Raw genomic sequence first — 22,835 nt, 5'->3', positions numbered from 1 at the left:
GCAATCGCACCATAGCACTGCTCAACCTATTCAGAAACGGAACTATTTTGATGAACTTGGACGACCGCCACAACGCAGACATGTCGTCAGGCAGGTTCATCGTCTTCGAAGGGATCGACGGATCCGGCAAAACCACTCAGGCGCAAATCCTGGCCAACCGGATTAGAGAGGCAGGTCGAATCGTTCACGTCACAAGCGAGCCGACCAACAGTCCGATCGGAAACTTGATCCGCCAAGGCATGACCGGCCGAATCCAGCTCGACGACCGCGTAATTGCGGCTTTGTTCGCCGCCGACCGCATCGACCATCTGACGAACCACACCGATGGCATCCTTGACCTGCTGGCGAGCGGATGCACAGTGATCTCCGACCGGTACTACTTCTCCTCCTACGCCTACCACACCGATTACACAGGTCAAGCCTGGGTCAAGCACGCCAACGCAATTGCGGAGGGGTTGCTCCGCGCTGACCTTACGATCTACCTTGATATTTCACCCGACATCGCCGTCGAACGACTGAGCAAAGGCCGCTCGTTCCAAGAACGTTATGAACGACTGGACCGACTGGTCTCCGTACGCAACAGCTATGAACAAGCATTTCGTGACGCTGACGACACTGAGAACATCGTGATCGTCGACGGTCACGGTGACGTCGAGTCCACGAGCAAATCAGTCTGGGCCGTCGTGGAACAGCACCTGACTGCGTTCTGACCTGAAGCAAGGAACTTGCCACGTCGCCCTCGGCCCATCGTCGCCGACGGTACGTCCCGGTCATTAGCGGGTCGCCAGCCTTGCAACCTCAGCGCTCTAGGGTACAGGCGCGATGACCAGCAGACATCTTCCGGCCGATGATCGTCAAGCGATGGGCTCCTTGGCACACCTACGGTGAGCACCGCTTCACACCTTAGATCGACATGTCATGCATGTCGCTGTGGTCGTCGTCCGGCGGCGCCCAGCTGCCAACGAGCCGTTGCACGGCCTGTGACGAGCGCTCACGGATGGCGCTCTGGGACCAGCGGTTGTCACGCGAACGAGTGGTGGTACATCTACCTATCACTGGAACGAGTGACTACGGTGTTCACAAGATGGCGCCTTTGCGGAAGAGGGTGGTGCCGCGGTGACCGCGGATTCCGGCCACACCATGTCGGCCGACGCGGTCGACCACCCGCCCGAGTTGCCCCGCGCCCTCGCGGAAACGCTGCGTTATGGCCCCTTCCATCGGGCGCTGCACGACGCCATCGCTCACCGGGGACTCTCGCTGGCCCGGTTGCGAACCCACCTCGAACAGCGCGGCGTGCAGGTCGGACAGTCGACACTGAGTTATTGGCAACGCGGGCTGCGCCACCCGGAGGTGCCGAGGGCGCTGGAGACGGTTCGCGCGCTGGAGACCGTGCTGCGGCTGCCAGCCGACTCACTGGTGGCGCTGGTCGGTATCCGACCGCAGACGCGCATGGCTCGGCGGTTCCCCGAACCTTCGTGGGTCACCACGCCTGACGACTTCGAGACCACGCCGGGCAATGCTGACGTCGAAGTGCTGTCCGCGCACGACGCAGTGCAAGTCGGTCCGCACTGCGAGCGCCGAACCGTTACGACCCGGCTGGTCGTGCGGGCGGTGCGCGCAGGACCGGACCGGTTCGTCGCGGTCCACCTGGGCGACGAAGGCTCGGCCGTGGAGAACGCACTGGTGAGGTCCGGCGAGGGATGTCGCCAAGGTCGCCTGCGCAGGCTGCCGCGCACACTGGTCTTTGAACTCCTCTTCGATCGCCGGCTGGACGAGGGCGAGGAACACGTCTTCTCGTTCACCGTCGTCGACGACACCGGCGGACCGACTCCTGGCCATGTCCGCGCCTTCGTCACCGGGTGCCGCAGCTACTTGCTGCAACTGTCCTTCCACCGCCGAGCTCTTCCGGCCCGTTGCACTAAGCAATTCCGGACCGAGCCGAACACCGAGCCGATGAACGTGGAAGATCTGGTTTGTGGGATCGGCGGAGTGGTGAGCGCATACTTCACCGACATCGGGCCAGGCGCCGCTGGCATCGGCCTTGAATGGACGTAGCCCGACATCGAGCGCCAGCGCGGCGGACATGGGCCTGCCCCTCACGACACACGCGTAGGGCAAGCACGCCGAACGCCACACACCCTGCGCGCTGTAGCGCACCCAGGCCGCAGACCACGGATGGGCGTCGACCGGCTGGTGTCACGGTATCGAACTCGGTCCCCAGCGCTTCGCGAGCCGCTTCGCGCCAGCCAGCCCGGCACCCGGCTTGATCCACCTCAGGCAGGTCGACCACTGGCGCGTTTCCACCATGTGATTTTGACCACGTGATGCGCCATTCACGCATGGGCGATGCGGCGACTTCCGCAATAGCCGGAGCTGATGCGGGACAGCCCGGAGGGCTTGCCTCCGGGCCGTCCCCCACATTGGAAGATCAGTAGCGGTAGTGCTCGGGCTTGTACGGGCCCTCGACGTCGACGTCGATGTACTCCGCCTGGTCCTTCGTCAGCTTGGTCAGCTTGCCGCCCAGCGCCTCCAGGTGGATGCGCGCGACCTTCTCGTCCAGCACCTTCGGGAGGCGGTAGACCTCCTTGTCGTACTCCTGGTACTTGGTGAACAGCTCGACCTGCGCGATCACCTGGTTGGAGAACGAGTTGGACATCACGAAGCTCGGGTGGCCGGTCGCGTTGCCCAGGTTGAGCAGGCGGCCCTCGGACAGCACCAGGATGCTGTGACCGTCCGGGAACACCCACTCGTCGACCTGCGGCTTGATGTTGATCCGCTGGATGCCCGGGTAGCGCTGGAGGCCGGCCATGTCGATCTCGTTGTCGAAGTGGCCGATGTTGCCGACGATCGCCTGGTGCTTCATGCGCTCCATGTGCTCGATGCGCACGACGTCCTTGTTGCCGGTCGTGGTGATCACGATGTCGGCCTTGTCCAGGACGTCCTCGAGCACCTGCACGTCGTAGCCGTCCATCGCGGCCTGGAGGGCGCAGATCGGGTCGATCTCGGTGACGATGATCCGGGCGCCCTGGCCGCGCAGCGACTCCGCCGCGCCCTTGCCGACGTCGCCGTAACCGCAGATCACGGCGACCTTGCCGCCCATCAGCACGTCGGTGCCGCGGTTGATGCCGTCGATCAGCGAGTGGCGGATGCCGTAGCGGTTGTCGAACTTCGACTTGGTCACGGCGTCGTTGACGTTGATCGCCGGGAACAGCAGCTCGCCGGCCGCCGCCAGCTGGTACAGGCGCATGACGCCGGTGGTGGTCTCCTCGGTCACGCCGCGGATGCCCTCGGCGATCTTGGTCCACTTGCCGGAGTCCGCCGCCAGGGACTTGCGCAGCGTCTCCAGGACGATCTGCCACTCCTCCGGGTCGTCCTCGGAGGCCGCCGGCACGACGCCGGCCTTCTCGTACTGGACGCCCTTGTGGACCAGCAGGGTGGCGTCACCGCCGTCGTCGAGGATCATGTTCGGGCCGCCGCCGTCCGGCCAGGTCAGCATCTGCTCGGCGGTCCACCAGTACTCCTCCAGCGTCTCGCCCTTCCAGGCGAACACCGGCACGCCCTTGGGCTCCTCGACGGTCCCGTGCGGGCCGACGACGACCGCCGCGGCGGCGTGGTCCTGGGTGGAGAAGATGTTGCACGAGGCCCAGCGGACCTCGGCGCCGAGGGACACCAGCGTCTCGATGAGCACGGCGGTCTGCACGGTCATGTGCAGCGAGCCGGAGATCCGCGCCCCCTTCAGCGGGTACACCTCGGCGTATTCGCGCCGCAGCGCCATCAAACCGGGCATCTCGTGCTCGGCCAGGCGGATCTCCTTGCGGCCGAACTCAGCCTGGGAGAGGTCGGCGACGGCGAAATCGATGCCGTTGCGGGTCTGGAGCCTCTCGGCGGTCATGACGGGTTCCTCCAAGTCGGGGTCGGCTGCCGACCCTACCGCCCGCCACGCCGGGGCTTCGGGTCGGCTGCGGCGAGGACCTGGATGGACCACTATGACGGGGCTGGCGAGGACGGCTCGCGGGAGGTTTCGTGCTGATTCCCGGCCCCGACACCCGGGTGGTCGAACTGCGCGTGCACGGCGTCCAGGGCACCACCCCCCAGTCCCTGGTGGACGCGGTGGCGGCGGTGGACGTCGCGGGGGACGGGCTGGGGCGGATCGTGCGCCCGGCCGACCGGCTGCGCAGACCCGCGCCGGGGCCGGTGCTCCAGGCGGGCGGGCGGCCGGTGCCGCGCGTGGTCGAGGGCTACGTGTGGGGCGGCATGACCTCCGGCGGGTGGGCGAAGGCCACGTGGGCGCTGCTGTTCCCGTTCTCGCTGGCCAACGTGGCGCACTGGATGCTGCCGCCGGTGCCCGCCGGGTCCGCGGTCGCCCACCTGCTGGGGATCGGGCTGCGGTCGCTGCTGCGGCTGGCGGCGCTGCTGCTGACCGTGCTGCTGGTCGCGCAGGTGGCGGTGATCAGCCTGGACCTGGTGGCGGCGCAGTGCCTCGCGCCGGGGTCGTCGTGCCTGTGGGGGCCGGTCGCCGAGGTGCCGTGGGTGCGGTCGGTGGTCGGGATGGCGCCGATCGCGCTGGTGGTGCTCGTGCTGCACCGCGTGTCCAGTGTGGACTGGCGGATCGAGCGGAAGGCCGTGCCGGCGTCGGGTCCGGTGGGGTCGAGCCTGCCCGGGGCGCATGTCGCGACCGACCCGGACGTGCCCGCGTTGCGGGTGTTGCACCTGGTGGCGGCGTTGGGCGCGGGGGCGGTGATCGGCCTGGGCGGGCCGTTGGGTCCGCTGGTCGCGCCCGGTTGGCACGGGGTCGCGCTGTGGGTGTGCTGGGGGCTGGGCGTGGCGCTCGTGGGGCTCGCGGCGCTGGCCGGGATGCTGCTGGACGACCCGACCGGGGGTGCGCCGCACCGGGGTGGCCGGTGGCTGCGGGCGGCCTTGTCGCGGCGGCCCCGGCGGGTGTTGCTGGCGAGCGCGTGGACGGTGTTCACGGTGGCGGCGGGGCTGGTGACGCGGCTGCCGGACCGGATGCCGGGCACGGACCTGGCGGTGCAGCTGGTGGCGGCGCTGGTCGCGTTGGTGTGCTTCGTGCTGGGGTTGCTGCTGGTGCCGGCGGCGCTGCTGGCCCGGCGGACGTGGCGGGACCTGCCGCGGGACCAGCGGCCGTGGGCCGGCGGGTGGATGGCGGCGCCGGTGGTGGCGGTCGCGGCGTTGCTGGGCGGCGGGTTCGGCGCGGGGCTGGCGCTGACGCTGCGGCGGCTGCTCGGGCATGGCGTCCTGCCGCGCGGGTACGACTACATCGCGCTGCTGTGGGGCGTGGCCGGGGCGCTCGCGCTGGTCGCGGTGCTGGTCATGGCGTTGACGACGGGGATGGTGCGGTGGAGCGCGCTGCGCCGGGGCAAGGAGTGGGCGCGGGAGGCGTCGCTGCTGCACTCCGGTCGGGCGCGGGACGTCGTGCGGGCGGCGCGGGCGTGGTGGTGGGCGCGGTGGCAGCAGCGGCACAGCCACCACGTGGTGCTGATCGCGGCTGCGGTGCTGGTGGTCGGTGCCGTGCCTTCGGCGGCGCTGCGGCTGCGGGAGGTCGACCCGCCGGGGTGGGCGCGGCCGATCGCGGCGGTGGGGGTCGTGGTGCTGGGCGTGCTGGCGTTGTCGCTGCTGCGGGCGGTGTGGTTGGCGGCTCGGCGGCCGGACACCGGGCGTCAGCTCGGGGTGCTCGCGGACCTGGCGGCGTTCTGGCCGCGGGAGGCGCACCCGGTCGTGCCGCCTTGTTACGCGTTGAAGGTCGTGCCGGAGCTGGTGTCGCGGGTGCGGGACCACCTCGCCGACCCCGGGACGCGGGTCGTGCTCGCCGGGCACTCCCAGGGGTCGCTGCTGGCGGCCGTGGCGGCGGCGCGACTGCTGGAGGAGCTGCCCGACGACCAGGCGGCGCGGCTGGGGCTGGTGACCGCCGGGTCGCAGTTGCAGTGGGCGTACCAGCGGGCGTTCCCGGCGGTGGTGCCGCACAGCTCGTTGGCGGCGTTGTCGGGCGGGTTGCGCGGGCGGTGGCGGGCGTTGTGCCGGGGCACCGACCCGTTGGGCGGTGCCGTGACGACGTGGGGGCGGCAGGTGTTCGACGGGATGCTGCTGGGCGTGGGGTTCCTGCCGGACGGGACGACCGGGGCGCTGCCCCCGGCCGGTCGCGGCCCGACCGGTGCCCTGGTGCTGGGCGGCGACCACTGGCTGCCGGACCCGCAGCGCGGCCCGTTCCCGGGTCGGCGCTGGGCACCCGGCGTGAACCGCCACCGCGACTACACCTCCGACCCGGAGTGGGACCGCGCGGTGGCCGTGGCGGCGGGCTTGGAGGACGTGACCGCCCCACCTCCCCCGCCGGGTCTGGTGCTGCCGGTGGCGCGCAACGCACCAGGCCCGACCGCTCCGTCCGACATCGCGCCCTGAACGCTCAGCCGCGATCGTCGTGCCCGACGTGAGCGTGGAAGAAGGCCACCGCCGCACCACTTGCCGCCAGACCGGCGAGGACGGCGGCGGCGGTGTTGTCACCGGCGAGGTAGGTCAGCACTCCGGCGGCGGTGCCGCAGAGCAGTCCCAGGACCAGGACGACGGCCGTGCGCGTGCTGACCAGGGGAGGACGTGTCTCACTCACTTCGCGGCTCCGAGATGGGTGCTCCGACTACGACGTAAGGCTTGTACGTCGGCCGTGGACGTGGACGGCACCACCCGGTCGGAGCAGTGTCCGGCCGTGCCGTCGACGCTCGACCCCGACGTAGAACCTTGCGTCGGGGAAGGGCAAGGAGGAGTGCCGAGGTGGCAGACACGGACGAACGCCGGCAGGCAGACGTCGACCTCCGCGACGCCCTGGTCGCCGAGGATTGCGCGGGCCCCCTGTGGAACCGGTTCGCGGCCACGCTCGCCGAGTACGGGTACGCGGTGGTCATCGCCTGGATCAAGTCGGGCGCCATCTTCGCGAAGTGCGCGGAGCAGGGCTGGTCGGTGGGCGAACCACCACCGTACTGGGACTACGAGGACTTGGTCGGTCTGGCCAGCGACACGGTCGTGAAGGCGATCGAGCAGTTCCGCCGCAAGGCGCTGCTCAGCGGTGGTTGGACCCCTGATGGGGGCGCGAGCCTCAAGTCGTACTTCGCCAACGCTTGCGTGCTGGCCTTCCCCAACCAGTACCGAAAGTGGCGGACGGAGTTCACCCGCCGCACGACCGAGGCAGCCCGCCTGGTCTCCGCCGAGCAACTGACTGAGACCCCGTCCACTCATCCCGCCGTGGACGACGTGGTGATCTCGCGCATCGAGGTGAAGCGGGCCCTGTCGGGCATTCGGGACGAACGGGCGCGGACCGCCGTCTTCCTCCGCGACGCGGGCTACGCGGTCGGCGAGATCGCGGAGTTGCTCGACACCAGCCACGGCACGGTCAAAGGCGTGTTGGAACGGCTCCGGAGGAACGGCGCGGACTCGTTCGGGACAGGGGGTGGAGATGTCTGAGCCGACCGAACCGATCTCGGTAGACGCGGCAACCGCCACGAGGCTCATCGAAGGGTCTTCGTTCGGCACCGTCGATTCCCGCACCTTGCGCGGACGCACACCGAAGGCCGTGGTGGACGGGGTGGTCGACCGGGTCAGCAGGCTGCCGCGGCCCGCTCCACCTCTGCTCGGCGTGCAGGTGCCGACCGCCGATCCACCGCAACCCGTGTGGCCGACGCAAAGCCTGCTCGGCCGCCTGCGCACGTTCACGAGGGACGAACTGCTGAGCGTCGGCACCGTCGTGCGGTACCCGGCGGACCGGGTCGTGGTCCAGCAGGGCGCCACGGACGATCACGCCCTCCTGCTGCTCGACGGGATCGTGAAGGTCCAGATCACCGACGAGACCGGGGACACCGCCCTGCTCGGGGTCCGGGGCCCGGGCGACCTCGTCGGCGAGATGGCGGCACTGGATCGCAAGCCGCGCTCGGCCACGGTCGTCACCTGCGGTGATGTCATCGCGAAGCTGATCACCAGCACAGAGTTGATGGTGTTCCTGCACCGGCGCAACGACGCCTTCATCGCGCTGATCACCCTGCTGAACGAACGTCTGCGCTGGGCGAACGACCGGCGGCGCGACTTCCTCTCCCGCCCCGCGGCGGAGCGGGTGGCCAGGGTGCTCGCCGAGTTGGTCCTCACCTACGGCCGGGAGGAGCAGGTCGGGTGGACGCTCGGCATCCCCCTGACCAAGGTGGAACTCGCCTCCATCGCCGGGATGAAGCCACGGACGGCGGAGAAGGCGTTCAGCGACCTGCGCAAGGCAGGCGTCGTGGTGAGCCACCTGCGCCGCGACGTGCTGGTGCCCGACCTGGCCGCGCTGCGGGCGTTCGCCGGTCTACCCACCGCCACCACGCGGTCGATCCAGGTAGGAGAGGAGGTGATCGGCAGCCTCCACGCGGCCGGTGTCGGTGAGTAGGCCGGCGGGCGCGAGGACGTAGGCGCGGTCGACGGTGATGGTCGCGTTCTTGAGGATGGGGCGCAGGACGGGGTCCTCGTGCAGGGTTCGGTCCACTTCGGACAGGTCCGGGGCGTGGCGGAAGACGCCGCCGGACAGGACCAGGCGGCCGGCGCCCTGGGGGCCTAGTTGGCCGTCCACCAGGCGGAGGTGGCGGCGGACGGCCAGGACTGCGGCGAGGGCGGCCAGGCGGAGGTCGACGGTCGGGTCGTCGGCGAGGTAGCGGACGTCGGTGGCGCGGCGGTCGGCCTCCGACTGGAGGTGGGCCGCTTCGGTTTTGTCGATGAGCTTTTCGGTTACGGCCTCGGACACCACGCCCGGGGCGGACCAGCGCATGCCCAGGTCGCCTTCCACGGTGCGGCGATCGGGGGGTAGGGCGACCGTGCGGCTGGAAGTGTCTACTGTGGACACTGCGGAGTAGACGTCGGTTGTGGCACCGCCCACATCGACCACGAGGACCGCGCCCTCACTGTCCTGTGTGGCCAGGCGGGACACGCCCTTCAGGACCGCGTCCGGGGTCACGGCGCGGACCATGCGCCGGAACCGGGGACCCCGGGACAGGCCCTTGCCGCCGATCACGTGCCGCAGGAACACGTCCCGGATGGCGGCACGAGCGCCGGCGGGGGCCAGTTCGCCCACGTCGGGCAGGACGTTGTCGGCGGCCACCACCGTGCGGCCGGCGAGCAGCTCCAGGGCCTCGGCGCGGGCGTCCGCGTTGCCGGCCAGCACGACCGGGCACGCCAGGCGGTTGCGGCCGATGCGGTTCGCGTTGTGCAGCAGCACCGACCGGTCGCCGCCGTCCGTGCCGCCGACCAGCAGGACCAGGTCCGGTTCCGCCGCCCGCAACGCCCGCAGGCCGGCACCGTCGAGCAGGCCCGCCGAGACGTGCACCACCCGGGCACCCGCCGACAACGCCACCCGGTACCCGGCCTCGGCGCTGACCAGGCGCTCCTGCCCCACGACGGCCAGCCGCAGCCCACCGCCCGCCGACGAGCACGCCAGCACCTCGTCCGCGCCGCCCAGCTCGGCGGAGACCTCGGCGATCCCGTCCAGTACCTCCGGCGGCGACGTCGGCCGCTGGGCCGTCCCCAGCAGCTCGCCGGTCGCGGACACCAGCGCGCCCTTGGTCCACGTCGAGCCCACGTCCAGGCAGAGCACGGTCATGTGGGGAAAGCTACCGGTGTCCGATGGCGTGACAAGCCGACGCGGCCCTCGCGGGCGGCGGGCCTCTAGGCTGGCCCGACGTCAGGACACAACCCTCGACGAGGAGGAGAAGCACCGTGCCGGGGAACGGGCTTTGGCGCACCAAGTCGATCGAACAGTCGATCGCCGACACCGACGAGCCGGACACCAAGCTCCGCAAGGACCTCACCGCGTGGGACCTCACGGTCTTCGGCGTCGCCGTCGTCATCGGCGCGGGCATCTTCACCCTCACCGCGTCCACGGCGGGCAACCTCGCCGGGCCGTCGGTGTCGTTGGCCTTCGTGCTCGCCGCCGTCGCCTGCGCGCTGGCGGCGCTGTGCTACGCGGAGTTCGCGTCCACCGTGCCGGTCGCCGGCAGTGCGTACACGTTCTCGTACGCCACCTTCGGCGAGTTCGCCGCGTGGATCATCGGGTGGGACCTCGTCCTGGAGTTCGCGGTCGGCGCGGCGGCCGTGGCGAAGGGCTGGTCGCTGTACCTCCAGACCGTGCTCGGGCAGCTCGGGCTGGACCTGAAGACGACCGCGGACCTGGGTGGGTTCGAGGTCGACTGGGGCTCGCTGCTGCTGGTCGGCGTGCTGACCGTGCTGCTGGTGGTCGGCACCAAGCTGTCGTCGCGGGTCAGCGCGGTGATCACGGCGGTGAAGGTCGCCGTGGTGCTGCTGGTGATCGTGCTGGGTATCGGCTACATCAAGGCCGCGAACTACAGCCCGTACATCCCGCCCGCGCAGACCGGCGGCACGACCGCGACCGGCCTGGAGCAGTCGCTGTTCTCGCTGGTCACCGGCTTCGAAGGCAGCACGTACGGGGTGCTGGGGCTGCTCGCGGCGGCGTCGCTGGTGTTCTTCGCGTTCATCGGCTTCGACGTGGTCGCGACGACTGCGGAGGAGACCCGCAACCCGCAGAAGGCCGTGCCGCGGGGCATCCTGGGGTCGTTGGCGATCGTGACCGTGCTGTACGTGGCGGTGTCGCTGGTGATCACCGGCATGCTGCCCTACGACCGGCTGAAGACCCAGCCGGACGGGTCGCGCGCCACGCTGGCCACGGCGTTCGCGGAGAACGGGGTCGACTGGGCGGCGACGGTGATCTCCGTCGGGGCGCTGGCCGGCCTGACCACGGTCGTGATGGTGCTCATGCTGGGCCAGTCGCGCGTGCTGTTCGCCATGTCGCGTGACGGCCTGATGCCGCGCGGGTTGGCGCGCACGGGCAAGCACGGGACGCCGTACCGGATCACCGTGATCATCGGCGTGCTGGTCGCGATCGCGGCGGGCTTCTTCCCGGCGGGCAAGCTGGAGGAGATGGTCAACGTCGGCACGCTGTTCGCGTTCGTGCTGGTGTCGGCCGGCGTGCTGGTGCTCCGCAAGACCCGCCCGGACCTGCCGCGCGGCTTCCGCGTGCCTTTGGTGCCGGTGGTGCCGGTGCTGGCGATCCTGGCGTGCCTGTGGCTGATGCTGAACCTGACCGCGTTGACGTGGGTGCGGTTCCTGGTGTGGATGGTGATCGGTGTGGTCGTGTACTTCGCCTACAGCCGGCGGCACTCGCTGCTGGGCAAGGCCCACGGGGCGACCGCCGTACCCGTGGTGAAGCCGGACGAGGTGCCGTAGCTTCGGTTCCCGTGACCGATCCGGTGCGCAACGAGGTGTCCGGCCCGGCGACCACGGTCGTCCAGGCGGGCACCATCACCGGAGACGTCTACGTGGGTTCTTCGGGACGGCCCGCGCCCACCGCGCGTGTGATCGCTGCTTGGCATCCGTTCGACTTGGACGTCCATCCGGCGATCACGGTGGGTGCGGGCCGTTTGCCTGATTTGCCGCCTTACGTGCGGCGTGCGCACGACGACGAGTTGGACGCGCTGTTAGGTGGCTTGGCGGGACCGGTGATGGCTGTGTTGACCGGCGAGTCGTCCACCGGCAAGACGCGGGCGCTGTACGAGGCCGTGTTGCGGCACTTCCCCGACTGGCCCGTGGTGTACCCCCGCACCGCTGAAGACCTGCTCGCGGTGCTGCGTGCCGGGGTCGGACCCCGGACCGTGCTGTGGCTGAACGAAACCCAGAACCACCTGACCGAGGAAGCGGCTTCCGGATTGCGGGGGCTGCTGGAGGGTCCCGGCCCGGTCGTGGTGCTGGGGACGCTGTGGCCGGAGTACTGGGCCAGGTTCGTGGCGGAGCCGTCCCACGTGCGGAACCTGTTGCAGCATCGGGTGTCCCGGGTGCGGGTGGCGGCGGCGTTCAGCCCGGACCTGGTGGCCGCCGCCCGCACCTCCGACGACCCCAGGCTGCGGCGTGCGGTGGCGGCTTCGGCGGACGGGAAGGTCATCCAGACCATGTCCGGCGGCCCGGCGCTGGTCGAGTGCTACGAACAGCCGGACACCGCCGACGACCGCTACGCGACCGCCATCGTCACCGCGGCTCTGGACGCTCGCCGCCTGGGCCACCGGTCCCTGCTCACCAGTGCTTTCCTCGCCGACGCCGCCCCCGGCTACCTGGCCGACGAGGACCGCGTGGGCGCCCCGGAGGACTGGTTCGAGCGCGGCCTCGCGGTGGCGGCCCAGGACCGCACCGGCATCGCGGCCCTGCTGCCCAAGCGCCTGTCCCCCGGCGTCGGCCCGGCGGACGGCTACGAGACCCACGACTACCTGGACCAACACACCCGCACCACCCGCCGCTGGGCGCTGACCCCGATCTCGCTGTGGGACGCCCTGGTCACCCACACCACCGACCCGGAAGACCAGTTCCGCCTCAGCCGCGCCGCCTTCCACCGCCTCCGCTACCACCACGGCGAAGCCCTGTACCGCTCGGCGGCGACCCGCAAGCAGCCGGACAGCAAGTTGTGGCAACTGCTCGTGGACCACCGCCTGGTGGACCTCGAACCGCGCATCCGGCACAGGGTCGTGGACGAGGGGCTCCCCGACGACATCACGCCGTTGAAGGGGGTGATGGGTCGCCGGCGGCTCGCCACCAGGCTTGCCGACGCCGGCCGGTGGGCCGAGGCACTGGATGTCGTGCGGGGGACCTCCGAACCCTGGGTCGAGCGCTGGATCGCCGACCGACTGGCCGCGGCGGGCAACACCGCGGTGCTGCGCCGACTGGCCGCGACCGGGTCGTTCGAAGCGGTGATGCGGCTCGCCGAGCGGGAACTCGCCGCGGGTCGGGTGGAGGAAGGTCTGGCCGAGGTCGACCGGCTCCGCGGTCTCGACCTGGTCCCCTCACAGGAGTTGCTGGTGCTGCTGGTCGAAGCCGGTGAGGAGCGCCGGGCGCGGCAGCTCGCTCCGGCGACCGACGCCGGGGTCGAGGTGCTCGCCCGTGCGCTGGGCGAGTGCGGGCGGCGGGCGGAGGCGATCGAGCTGGTGCGCGACCGCATCGCGAGCGACGAGTCGGACTTCGGTGGCCGGCAGGTGTCCCGGCTCCCACTGGTGCTCGCCGACCTGCTGGCCGACGACGGCCGGTGGGGTGAGGCGGTGGAGCTGTGCAGGGCGTCGGAGAACTGGCCGTCCGAGTGGGTGGCCAAGCGGCTGGCCGGGGCGGGGAACGTCGCCAAGCTTCGGGCGATGGCCGACCTCGGGCTGGAACCCGCCCAAAAGGAGCTGGCCGCGCTCCTCGTGGAACGCGGCCAGGTGGAAGAACTCGAAGACCGGACCCGCCGGGGGGACGAACACGCCGCGAAGCAGCTGGTCGCCCTCGGCCGCACCGACCTCTACGACTTGGTCAGCGACCGGTCCAGATCGGGCTCCAGGTAGATCAACCGGGCCGCCGGGACCTTGTTGCGGACGCGCAGTTCCGCCGCGTCGATGGCTTCCGCGACCTCCGCCACCGTCATGCCCGGGTTGAGGGCGATCTTGGCCGCCACCAGCAGCTCCTCCGGGCCCAGGTACTGGGTGCGGATGTGGATGACCCGCTGGACCTTGCCGGCCGCGAGCTCGTCCACGATCACGTCGAGCTCCGCGGGCGCGGCACCCTCGCCGATGAGCAGGGACTTCATCTCGATGATCAGGATCACCGCGATGACGCCCAGCAGCACGCCGATGCAGATGGTGCCGATGGCGTCCCACACCGGGTCGCCGGTCAGCGTCGACAGGCCCACGCCGAGCAGGGCCAGGACCAGGCCGAACAGGGCGCCGGCGTCCTCCAGGAGCACGACCGGCAGTTCGGGCACCTTCGACTGGCGGATGAACCCCCACCACGTGGCGTCGCCCTTGATCAGCTTCGACTCGCCGATCGCGGTCTTGAAGCTGTAGCTCTCCAGGGCGATCGCGACCACCAGGATGCCGACCGCGACCCACGGCGACGACAGCGGCTCGTGGGCCTCCAGCTTGTGGATGCCCTCGTAGAGCGCGAACACCGCGCCCAGGCTGAACAGCAGCAGGGCCACCACGAACGAGTAGAAGTACCGGTCGCGGCCGAAGCCGAACGGGTGGTTGAGGGTGGCCTTGCGCTGGGACGTCTTCTGGCCCAGCAGCAGCAGGCCCTGGTTGGAGGTGTCGGCCACCGAGTGCACCGCCTCGGCCAGCATCGACGACGATCCCGTGATCAGGAAGCCGACGAACTTCGCCAGCGCGATCCCGGCGTTGGCCACCAACGCGGCGATGATCGCCTTGGTACCGCCTCCTGCTGACACGGTTGCTCCCTCAGCCCGAACGTCCGGTTTGCCGGTGTTGCCCCGACGACCCTAGTGCGTCGACCTTAATCGTTGCCCGCGGTGGCCCGGAAAAGCCTGGTCGGCTCGTCCGCCGTGACGACCACCGCCGGGTCCGACGCGGGCACCCACACCGACTGGCCGCGGCCGAGCTCGACCGCCTGGCCGCCGCACGACAACCGCGCCCGACCGTGCGTGACCAGCAGGATCTGCGGGCCGTGGTGGTTGACCCGGGTCTCGCCGCCCGCGTCGAGCTCGAGCCGGGACAGCTCGAACTCCGGGCTGGGCGTCCGGTAGGTCCACACCCCGGGCTGGGTCGCCTCGCCCGCCAGCACCGTCATGTCGCCGCACGTGAAGTCCAGCACCCGCATCAGCTCGGGCACGTCCACGTGCTTGGGGGTCAGGCCGCAGCGCAGCACGTTGTCCGAGTTCGCCAGGATCTCCACGCCGGTGCCGTGCAGGTAGGCGTGCAGGTTGCCGGCGGGCAGGTGGATGGCCTCGCCGGGCTGGAGCACCAGCCGGTTGAGCAGCATCGCGGCCAGCACGCCCGCGTCGCCGGGGTAGGCCTCGCCCAGCTCCAGGATCGTGCGGCACTCCAGGTCGAACTCGCCGCGCTCCTTCACGTGCAGCACGCACGCGTCCAGCACCTGCGGCAGCAGGGCGTCCAGCGCGGGCTGCGGCAGGGTGATGAGCGTGGTGAACAGGGCGCGCAGCCCGTTCTCGTCCGGCTGCGCGGCCAGCAGCTCGGTGTACGGGGTGAGGTCGGGCGCCTCCAGCGACCGCAGCAGCGCCACGGTCCGCTCCGGCGCCCGGAACCCGGCCAGCGCGTGGAACTCGGTCAGCGCGCAGATCAGCTCCGGCTTGGCCGACGGGTCCTTGTAGTTGCGCACCGACGACTCGATCGGCACGCCGGACTTCTCCTCCAGCGCGAACCCCAGCGCGGCCTGCTCGGCGGACGGGTGCGCCTGCAGGCTCAGCGGCTCGTCGGCCGCCAGCACCTTGAGCAGGAACGGCAGCCGGCTGCCCCACCGCTGCGCGCAGCGCGGCCCGAGCTGGCCGTCCGGGTCGTCGGCGAGCAGGTCGAGCAGCGAACGCTCACCCTCGGGACGCAGGACGCGGGACGGGTCGCCGGGGTGGGCTCCCATCCACAGCTCGGCCTCCGGGTGCGGCGCGGGCACCTCCCTCCCGAGCAGCTCGGCGATGGCGGTACGCGAACCCCACGCGTACGCCCGCACCGCGTTGTGCAGCAGTTCCACAGCGACAATCCCCTCACACGGCCGGCGCGTACAGCCCCGGGCCACCCAGCGTCCCCGCCGCGAGCCCGAGGTACAGCGCGGCCAGTTCGAACCGCAGGGCGAGCAGCGCGGAGCACACCGCGTCGCCGCCGGTCACTTCCTCGGCCGGCTCGAGCACGTCGGCTCCCGGCAAGGTGTCCTGCGCGGACCGCCGCGCGATCTCGGCGGCCCGGCCCTGGCGCACGGCCAGCAACAGCACCCGCACCAGGCCCTCGGACTCGTCGTCCGGGTCGGCGAAGATGTCCGCGCCGGACGTGCCGTGCACGGCCCGGCGGTGCAGCACCGACCTGGTCAGCGCCTGAGGATAGCCCGCCACGTCGCTGACCAGGCCCGCGTAGCAGGCCAGCACGCCCGCGCCGTGCGCCGCGACGGCCGTCGCCGGCTCGTCCAGGCCCCACAGCAGCGGGGTGCGGTCGGCGACGCGCAGCGCGAGCGACTTGGCCGGGTTGACGAACGACTCGTGCATCGGGTGGTCGCGCTCGGCCTCGCGGTCCAGCTCGTCGGCCACCAGCTGGATGTCCACGTTCAGCAGCTTGAGCGCGTTGAGCGCCACCACCCACGCGCCGAACGCCCGCGCGAACCCGAACCCCTGCGGCACGGGCACGCGCGGCGGGACGAGCAGCGCCTGACCCGCCGCCGACGCGGCCACGGGCCCGTCCGGCTCGGCGGTGAGCAGCACCCGCGCGCCACGCCGACCGGCCCGGTCGACGGCCTCGGCCAGCACGACGTCACCGGGGTCCTCGGTGTGTGCGAGCACCACGTCCAGCGCGCCCACCCACGTCGGCACGTCGTCGGACACCACGACCGGCACCGGGCACGCCGGCCCGAGCAGGGCGGTCACCAGCTTGGCCACCGCGGGTGCCACGCCGGGCCGGGTCACCAGCACGAGGGCGCGCGGGCGTTCGGCGAACACCCGCCGCACGCCCAACTCCTCCGCCGCCTCCGCGGTGGCCCGGACCTGCGCGCCCGCCCGCGCGGCGGCCCTCAGCAGGCCGCTCGTGTCGACGTCGGCGAGCCGGGCCTGGTCGTCGAGGAGGCTGTCGTCGAGCACCCGATCACCCCGCCGACGGCTCGACAGCCTCGTCGAGCAGCAGCACCGGGATCCCCTCCCGGACCGGGAACGACCGGCCGCAGGAGGTGCAGGTCAGGAAGTCGGCCTGCGGGTCGGCGGCGGTGCCCGGCGTGAGCGGCGCGTGCTCGGGGCACGGGCACGCCAGGATCTCCAGCAGCTGGGGGTCGAGTTGGACGGCCACGGCTGTCATCCCCTCACGATCGCCAGGACCTCGTCGCGCAGGGCGGCGACGGAGGCCGCGTCGGCGGCTTCGACGTTGAGCCGCAGCAGCGGCTCGGTGTTGGAGGCGCGCAGGTTGAACCACGAGCCGTCGGGCAGGCTGACCGTGAGACCGTCCAGCTCGTCCAGCGTGACGCCCTCGCGGCCGCCGAACTCGGCCTTGATGGCCGCCAGCCTGCCCGCCTGGTCGTCCACCGTCGAGTTGATCTCACCGGAGGCGGCGTACCGCTCGTAGTCGCTGGTCAGGGCGGACAGCGGGCCGTCCTGCTCACCGAGGGCGGCCAGCACGTGCAGCGCGGCCAGCATGCCGGTGTCGGCCCGCCAGAAGTCGCGGAAGTAGTAGTGGGCGGAGTGCTCGCCGCCGAAGATCGCGCCGGTCTTCGCCATCTCCTCCTTGATGAAGGAGTGGCCGACGCGGGTGCGGACGGGCGTGCCGCCGTGCTCGCGGACGATCTCGGGGACCGCGTGCGAGGTGATCAGGTTGTGGATGATCGTGCCGCCCGGGTCCTTGGCCAGCTCGCGCACCGCGACCAGCGCGGTGATGGCGCTCGGGGACACCGGCTCGCCGCGCTCGTCCACCACGAAGCAGCGGTCCGCGTCGCCGTCGAACGCGACACCGGCGTCCGCGCCCTCCTCCTTGACCCGGGCCTGGAGGTCGACGATGTTCTTCGGGTCCAGCGGGTTGGCCTCGTGGTTGGGGAAGCTGCCGTCCAGCTCGAAGTACATCGGGACGACCTCGATGGGCAGGCCCTCGAACACCTTCGGCACGGTGTGGCCGCCCATGCCGTTGCCCGCGTCCACGACGATCTTCAGCGGCCGGGACGACGACAGGTCGACCAGTTCCCGCAGGTAGGCGGCGTACTCGGTGAGCATGTCCCGCTCGGACACGGTGCCCGGGGTCACGCCCTCGGCGTCCGCCACGCCCTGCTCGACGTCGGCGCGGATCTGCGCCAGGCCGGTGTCCTGGCCGACCGGCGCGGCGCCCGCGCGGCACAGCTTGATGCCGTTGTACTTGGCCGGGTTGTGGCTGGCGGTGAACATCGCGCCGGGCAGGTCGAGCTTGCCGGAGGCGAAGTAGAGCATGTCCGTGCTGGCCAGACCGATGCTGACGACGTCGACGCCCTGCGCGGTCACGCCCTGCGCGAAGGCGGCGGCCAGGCCGGGCGAGGACTCGCGCATGTCGTGGCCGATGACCACTGCGGGCCCGCCGACCAGCCGCGCGAACGCGGCGCCGAACTCGCGGACGACGTCCGCGTCAAGCTGTTCGCCGACGACACCGCGGATGTCGTAGGCCTTGACGATGGCGGACAGATCGCGCACAGCCACACTCCCGGTTCGGCTCTTGACGTGGGCGTGCCGAAGCCTACCGGCGCGGCCGTCACGGTCGTGTCGGGTCCGGCGGTCTGCGTGAGGTCTTCGTGAGGTGGAACGTCAGTCTTCGTTCGGGTCGGGCAGAACCCGCAGGTGACCACGCCGGATCGTGCCCGCGGGCACCTCGGGCGCCTCCACCGGCCGGTCCGCGCGACCCGCTTCGCGCACGGCCTCGGCGAGCGCCGTCAGGTCGTCCACGGTGGGTTCGGGGGCGACGAACTGCCCCTGGTGCCGGACGACCTCCCAGCCGCGCGGCGCGGTGAGGCGCAGGGCGTGCTCTTCGCAGAGGTCGTAGCTGTGCGGCTCGGAGTAGGTGGCCAGCGGTCCGACGACCGCGGTCGAGTCCGCGTAGGCGTACGTGAGCGTGGCGACTGCCGGGTTCGCGCACCCGGTTCGCGAGCACCGTCTCACGCTCCGCACGGCGGGGACGATATCGCGTCCGGGCGCAGGTGTGGTGGATTGCCCTCAGCGCGTCGGGGACTTGGCCAAGTTTGCAGGTCGACGGCGGCCCTGTCGGTGCGGGCAACTAACCTGTACGACGTGGTGATGGCCAGGGGTTCGCGACGACACGGCCCGCAGAGCCGCCGCAGGCGCGACCGCCACGGCCGCGGCCTGCGCGGTCCGCTGTACCCGGCCACCCTCCCCGCGGCCCGCAGCCGGGCGGAGCGCTTCGACGCCCTGGTCCTGGAGGCCCTGGAACCCATCGAGGCCCGCTGGCGCATCGAGCTGACCCAACTCGACGTGGCGGTCGACGACGTGCCGGACGTGCAGGCGGCCTCCGACGACGGCGACGTGGTCGAGGACGGCAACGTGCCCCTGGCCCGCCTGCTCCCGGCCGGGGCGGACCGGAGGGCGCGGATCGTGCTCTACCGGCGCCCCTTGGAGGCCCGCGCGAAGGACGGGGCGGACCTGGCCGACCTGGTGCACGACGTGCTGGTGGAGCAGGTCGCCAACTACCTCGGCCTGGACCCGGACGTCATCGACGGCGAATAACCGCCAACCGCAGACACCCTTTCGCCCCGCAGGCGCACGCCCGAAGGGCGCCACGCTTTCGCCGTGCTGCCAAGCCCACGGGAAGGGCCTCGGTTTCTTTCCCCGTCCGGCCTGGGCGCAGCCCAACCGCGCTTGGCCCGTTTCCGCAACCAGCTTTTCCGGTTGCGGAAACGGGCCAAGGGTGGTTGCCTCCGGCAGGCCGGACGGGGAAAGAAACCGACGCCCTTCCACCCCCGGGGGCCTGCCCAGCGGCGAGCGCCCGCTTTTAGCTTTTGATCTTGAGAGCGAAGCGCTTCAGCGCTTGGAAGCGGTCAAAGGCGTCGACGGGACGGGATCGCGGTCAGCACCGTGAACAGCGCGGCGGCGGCCTGGACCAGCAGCAACAGCTCACGCAGGGTGCTGGAAGCCTCGATCCGCACCTCCGACGCCGTAGCCGGCACCGGCACACCAACCAGGTGCCCCCACGCCCGCACGACGGCCACGGCCTTGCCGTCGACGGTGGCCGACCAGCCGGGCTCCTCCTCCGCCGCAATCACCAGCAACCGCCCCTCCGGCCCTTCCGACACCTTCACACCCACCTCGGGCGGTGCCGACTCGACCGGAGCGATGCCGGGGACCCCCAGCGAGTCCGGCGGGGTGCCGCCGGTCCGTGCTCGCCGAGCCAGCTCAGGCGACAGCAGGACCGCGTTGCCGGCCGCCAACTGCACCCGGTACACGGGACGCCCGTCCGACATGGGCGGCGCCACGGCCACCAGGTCGCCCAAAGCGTCCCGCATCCGCTGACCGGACGCCCGGTCCTCGGTCACCACGAACGCCACGCCCGACGCCGCCGCCTGGGCGAGTGCCGCGCGGGCCGCCTTCGGGTCGCCGCCAACCAGGTCGCGGTGCCACCGGTCCAGGCGGGTGGTCGCGCCGGGCACCGGGACCAGGTCGTCGTCGCCGAAGGAGGGCATCCGCCCGGCCACCTGCCGCGTCGGCGTGCCCAGGACCAGCACCGACCGCCCGGTCCTCGGCAACTCCTGCTCCACGGTCGACGGCAGGTGCGCGCCGGACGCCGTCAACGGACCGGAGCGCATCCCGACGAACCCGGAGCACGCCAGCACCCCGACCGCCACGACGCCGCCCACCGCGAGCACGCGGACGAAGGGCACCGGACGGGCGTCGCGCCGGCACGCCGCGAGGACCACCCACAGCAGGCCCCACGACATCACCACCAGGGGCGCGCCGGTCCACCCCCGCACGGCCGGGCCGCCGACCACGGGCGTCACGACGACCGTCCGCAGCACGACGACCGCCAGCCCGGCCCCGACGACCACCACCAGGCCGGGCAGCATCCGCCGGGAGTACCGGAACAGCAGGGCGGCCAGCGCGAACAGCACCACCAACCCGCCCACGAACGGCACCGCGCCCGGTCCACCGGGCCGCAGGGTCAGCAGGTCCACCACACCGACCGGGTCGTTCGGCAGGAACGCCCCCACCCCGTGCAGCACGACCGACGGGTTCTGCAACACCACCGCCGGCCACGGCATGAGCAGGGCCATCGGCAGCAGCACGACGATGAACAGCCCGGCCACCCGCCGCCGCCCGTCACCCAACCGCCCCGGCACCGCCACGAACCCGACCAACGCCCCCACGGCCACCAGCGCGTGCACCAACGGCGAGAACGCGCCCAGGACCGCCAACCCCAGCGCCGTCCCGGACGCCACGGGCAGCCACGACGGCCCCGACCCGCCCCGCAGCACCGCGACCACCCCGGCGAACACCACCGGAAGCAGGACGTGCACGACCACGACGTCCAGCCGGCCCTGGCTCACCGCCGACGTGGCCGCCGGCACCAGCGCGTACGCCGCCGCCACCACCGCCCGCACCGGCCGCCGCACGGGCAGCCGCCGCGTGGCCAGGTACGCCGACAGCCCGGCCAGCGGCGCGTTGCCGATCAGCAGGACCGCCACCGCCGCGCTCGGGCCGACCAGCACGCCCAGCGTCCCCAGCACGGCCAGTGCCGCCGGCGCGGGCGCGGACGTCCCGCCGGCCACCGGGTGCCACGCCGCCAGGTACCCCGACCACACCTCCGCGAGCGACGGCACCGGCAGCAGCCGGCCGCCGGACAGGTCCAGCCCGATGCGCGTCGCGTTGGCGAGGATCCCGAAGACCACCAACCCCAGCACGAGCACCAGCGGCGGACCCAGGACCAGCGACCACAGCATCCGCGTCCGGTCCACCTCGACGAACACCACCGACCCGCCGCGCGGCACCGGCGAGGGACGCGGGCGCGGCGACGGGCGCAGCGAGCCCCGCAGCGGCGCCTCCACCGGCACGGTCGTGGCCGGCCGCCGCAACCCGCCGGTCACCCGGACCGGTCGCCGCCGCGACAGCACGCCCGCGGGCAGCGCCGCCGGGCCGACCACCCGACGCTCCACTTCGGACGGTGGCGACCACGCGACCGGCCGCACGTCGTCCTCGGGCAGGCGGCCCAGCGCCGCGTCCGCCTCGACGCGCCGCCGGATCAGGTAGGCCGACGCGCCGCGGATCGCGTTGCGCAGCCTGGTGATCCGCGTCGTGAACAGCCCGCGCACCACGCCCTTCGCCGGACGCGCCGCCCGCGCCGCGCGCAGCCCCGCCCGTCCACCCAGGACGTACCCGACCGCGCCCAGCTCGGCGTGCGCGTCGGAAAACCTCCGCACCAGGACAAAACCCAACGCCCGCAGCACGCCGAGCACCGCCAGCCGGGGCACGCCGAGGAAGAACGCGAGGGACCCGCAGTTGGCCAGGAACGTCCGCAGCCCGTGCGCCCGGTCGATCCCGCGCAGCGAGGGACCGGGACGGGCCACGGCCGCGTCGAGCTTGCGCATCCCGCGCGACATCGCGCGCACGTGCCGCATCCGCGCCACGGGGACCGACAGCACCAGGTGCCCGGCGCGGTTGGCGCGCCACCCGAAGTCGATGTCGTCGCGCAGCAGCGGCAGCTTGCGGTCGTAGCCGCCGAGCGACTCCCACACCGAGCGCCGGATCAGCGAACCCGCCGACGACACCGCCAGCGCCTCGGTGCTCTGCTGGAACGCCCCCGCGAACTCCACGCCGCCGATGCCGGTCTGCCGGTGCCCGGACGCGTCCGTGGACAGCCCGGCCTCGACCACCAGCCGGGGGTCGGCCCAGTCCAGGCTCAACGGCCCCAGCACGGCGGCCGAGGGCGACACCTCGGCGGCGGTCAGCAGCAGGGACAGGCAGTCCGGGTCCGGCGCGCAGTCGTCGTGCAGCAGCCACAGCCAGGCACCCGGGTCACCCCAGCGCCCGACGGCGTGGTCGACGGCCGCGTGCACCGCTTCGGCGAAGCCCGTGCCGCGGGACAGGGTCAGCACCCCGTCGATCACCCGATCGGGACCTTCCGCCGCCTCGGCGAGGATCTTCGAAGTCCGGTCCAGGGACCCGGTGTCCACGGCGATCACGTGCCGGGGCCGGGGGCGCTGGCGGCGCAGCGCGGACAGGGCCGTGCCCAGCCACTGGTCGCCGTCGTGGCACACCAGCACGGCCAGCACGGGCACGGTGCGCAGCCGTGGAGTGGCGCCGCTCGTCAAGTGCCGCTCCCGTCCGTCCG

General features: G+C 72.0%; 18 protein-coding genes. 8 read left to right on the top strand and 10 right to left on the bottom strand.

Annotated features, from left to right (window positions below):
* Positions 1-56 precede the first annotated feature (56 nt).
* Both tmk and DFJ66_RS28280 read left to right on the top strand, forming a co-directional pair.
* A complete protein-coding gene (gene tmk / locus DFJ66_RS28285) occupies positions 57-710 on the top strand; it encodes a dTMP kinase (protein WP_170199702.1) in 654 nt (217 codons plus the stop codon).
* A 406-nt stretch (positions 711-1,116) separates the two neighbouring features.
* Positions 1,117-2,055: a hypothetical protein gene (locus DFJ66_RS28280; protein WP_246029935.1), complete on the top strand. Its 939-nt coding sequence runs from the start codon at positions 1,117-1,119 to the stop codon at positions 2,053-2,055.
* A 373-nt stretch (positions 2,056-2,428) separates the two neighbouring features.
* On the opposite strand, the gene ahcY is transcribed toward DFJ66_RS28280, so the two are convergent.
* On the bottom strand, positions 2,429-3,892 hold the full coding sequence (gene ahcY / locus DFJ66_RS28275) for an adenosylhomocysteinase (RefSeq protein ID WP_121225450.1): 1,464 nt from the start codon (positions 3,890-3,892) through the stop codon (positions 2,429-2,431).
* A gap of 131 nt (positions 3,893-4,023) precedes the next feature.
* On the opposite strand from ahcY, the gene DFJ66_RS28270 reads away from it, so the two are divergent.
* Positions 4,024-6,414 (top strand): hypothetical protein, encoded by a 2,391-nt coding sequence (locus tag DFJ66_RS28270; protein ID WP_246029934.1) that lies wholly within the window; start codon positions 4,024-4,026, stop codon positions 6,412-6,414.
* Between the two features lie 4 nt (positions 6,415-6,418).
* Here DFJ66_RS28270 and DFJ66_RS28265 read toward each other — a convergent pair whose 3' ends face one another.
* Positions 6,419-6,619, bottom strand: coding sequence for a hypothetical protein (locus DFJ66_RS28265; RefSeq protein ID WP_121225448.1), 201 nt, complete (start codon positions 6,617-6,619; stop codon positions 6,419-6,421).
* A gap of 161 nt (positions 6,620-6,780) precedes the next feature.
* Between DFJ66_RS28265 and DFJ66_RS28260 the strand changes: the two genes are divergently transcribed.
* The gene (locus tag DFJ66_RS28260; protein WP_121225446.1) at positions 6,781-7,467 is read left to right on the top strand and encodes an RNA polymerase sigma factor; all 687 of its coding nucleotides are present in this window, start codon (positions 6,781-6,783) and stop codon (positions 7,465-7,467) included.
* A gap of 85 nt (positions 7,468-7,552) precedes the next feature.
* On the top strand, positions 7,553-8,419 hold the full coding sequence (locus tag DFJ66_RS28255) for a Crp/Fnr family transcriptional regulator (RefSeq protein ID WP_246029933.1): 867 nt from the start codon (positions 7,553-7,555) through the stop codon (positions 8,417-8,419).
* Here DFJ66_RS28255 and DFJ66_RS28250 read toward each other — a convergent pair.
* Positions 8,339-9,622 carry a glutamate mutase L gene (locus DFJ66_RS28250; protein WP_121225444.1) on the bottom strand — a complete coding sequence of 428 codons (1,284 nt, stop codon included), beginning with the start codon at positions 9,620-9,622 and terminating at the stop codon, positions 8,339-8,341. The two genes, DFJ66_RS28255 and DFJ66_RS28250, sit on opposite strands and share 81 nt — an antisense overlap.
* Positions 9,623-9,738: 116 nt before the next feature.
* On the opposite strand from DFJ66_RS28250, the gene DFJ66_RS28245 reads away from it, so the two are divergent.
* Both DFJ66_RS28245 and DFJ66_RS28240 read left to right on the top strand, forming a co-directional pair.
* Positions 9,739-11,262, top strand: a complete 1,524-nt coding sequence (locus DFJ66_RS28245; RefSeq protein WP_121225442.1) for an amino acid permease — start codon at positions 9,739-9,741, stop codon at positions 11,260-11,262.
* Between the two features lie 11 nt (positions 11,263-11,273).
* Positions 11,274-13,394 carry a hypothetical protein gene (locus DFJ66_RS28240; RefSeq protein ID WP_121225440.1) on the top strand — a complete coding sequence of 707 codons (2,121 nt, stop codon included), beginning with the start codon at positions 11,274-11,276 and terminating at the stop codon, positions 13,392-13,394.
* Here the strand turns inward: DFJ66_RS28240 and DFJ66_RS28235 are convergent.
* The 6 genes from DFJ66_RS28235 to DFJ66_RS28210 all read right to left on the bottom strand — a co-directional run bounded on the left by DFJ66_RS28235 (position 13,352) and on the right by DFJ66_RS28210 (position 18,667).
* Complete coding sequence (locus DFJ66_RS28235) at positions 13,352-14,272, bottom strand: cation diffusion facilitator family transporter (protein WP_121225438.1); 921 nt, start codon at positions 14,270-14,272, stop codon at positions 13,352-13,354. The two genes, DFJ66_RS28240 and DFJ66_RS28235, sit on opposite strands and share 43 nt — an antisense overlap.
* A gap of 65 nt (positions 14,273-14,337) precedes the next feature.
* Positions 14,338-15,546: a mannose-6-phosphate isomerase, class I gene (gene manA, locus DFJ66_RS28230; protein WP_121225435.1), complete on the bottom strand. Its 1,209-nt coding sequence runs from the start codon at positions 15,544-15,546 to the stop codon at positions 14,338-14,340.
* A gap of 13 nt (positions 15,547-15,559) precedes the next feature.
* Positions 15,560-16,636 carry a phosphoheptose isomerase family protein gene (locus DFJ66_RS28225; protein ID WP_121225433.1) on the bottom strand — a complete coding sequence of 359 codons (1,077 nt, stop codon included), beginning with the start codon at positions 16,634-16,636 and terminating at the stop codon, positions 15,560-15,562.
* Positions 16,637-16,640: 4 nt separating this feature from the next.
* Positions 16,641-16,838 carry a Trm112 family protein gene (locus tag DFJ66_RS28220; RefSeq protein ID WP_121225431.1) on the bottom strand — a complete coding sequence of 66 codons (198 nt, stop codon included), beginning with the start codon at positions 16,836-16,838 and terminating at the stop codon, positions 16,641-16,643.
* A 5-nt stretch (positions 16,839-16,843) separates the two neighbouring features.
* Positions 16,844-18,196 carry a phosphomannomutase/phosphoglucomutase gene (locus DFJ66_RS28215; RefSeq protein ID WP_121225429.1) on the bottom strand — a complete coding sequence of 451 codons (1,353 nt, stop codon included), beginning with the start codon at positions 18,194-18,196 and terminating at the stop codon, positions 16,844-16,846.
* Positions 18,197-18,307: 111 nt separating this feature from the next.
* Positions 18,308-18,667, bottom strand: coding sequence for a DUF3499 domain-containing protein (locus tag DFJ66_RS28210; RefSeq protein ID WP_121225427.1), 360 nt, complete (start codon positions 18,665-18,667; stop codon positions 18,308-18,310).
* Positions 18,668-18,793: 126 nt separating this feature from the next.
* Between DFJ66_RS28210 and DFJ66_RS28205 the strand changes: the two genes are divergently transcribed.
* Positions 18,794-19,240 (top strand): metallopeptidase family protein, encoded by a 447-nt coding sequence (locus tag DFJ66_RS28205; RefSeq protein WP_121225425.1) that lies wholly within the window; start codon positions 18,794-18,796, stop codon positions 19,238-19,240.
* Positions 19,241-19,551: 311 nt separating this feature from the next.
* Here DFJ66_RS28205 and DFJ66_RS28200 read toward each other — a convergent pair whose 3' ends face one another.
* The gene (locus tag DFJ66_RS28200; protein WP_121225423.1) at positions 19,552-22,815 is read right to left on the bottom strand and encodes a glycosyltransferase family 2 protein; all 3,264 of its coding nucleotides are present in this window, start codon (positions 22,813-22,815) and stop codon (positions 19,552-19,554) included.
* Between the last annotated feature and the right edge of the window lie 20 nt (positions 22,816-22,835).

The organism is Saccharothrix variisporea (assembly GCF_003634995.1).
GTDB lineage: Bacteria > Actinomycetota > Actinomycetes > Mycobacteriales > Pseudonocardiaceae > Actinosynnema > Actinosynnema variisporeum.
This window is presented reverse-complemented; position numbering and strand designations above follow the sequence as displayed.

Excerpts from the sequence above, each read along its gene's own strand:
- ahcY (WP_121225450.1), bottom strand. The coding sequence starts at position 3,892 with ATGACCGCCGAGAGGCTCCAGACCCGCAACGGCATCGATTTCGCCGTC.
- DFJ66_RS28250 (WP_121225444.1), bottom strand. The coding sequence starts at position 9,622 with ATGACCGTGCTCTGCCTGGACGTGGGCTCGACGTGGACCAAGGGCGCG.
- DFJ66_RS28205 (WP_121225425.1), top strand. The coding sequence starts at position 18,794 with ATGGCCAGGGGTTCGCGACGACACGGCCCGCAGAGCCGCCGCAGGCGC.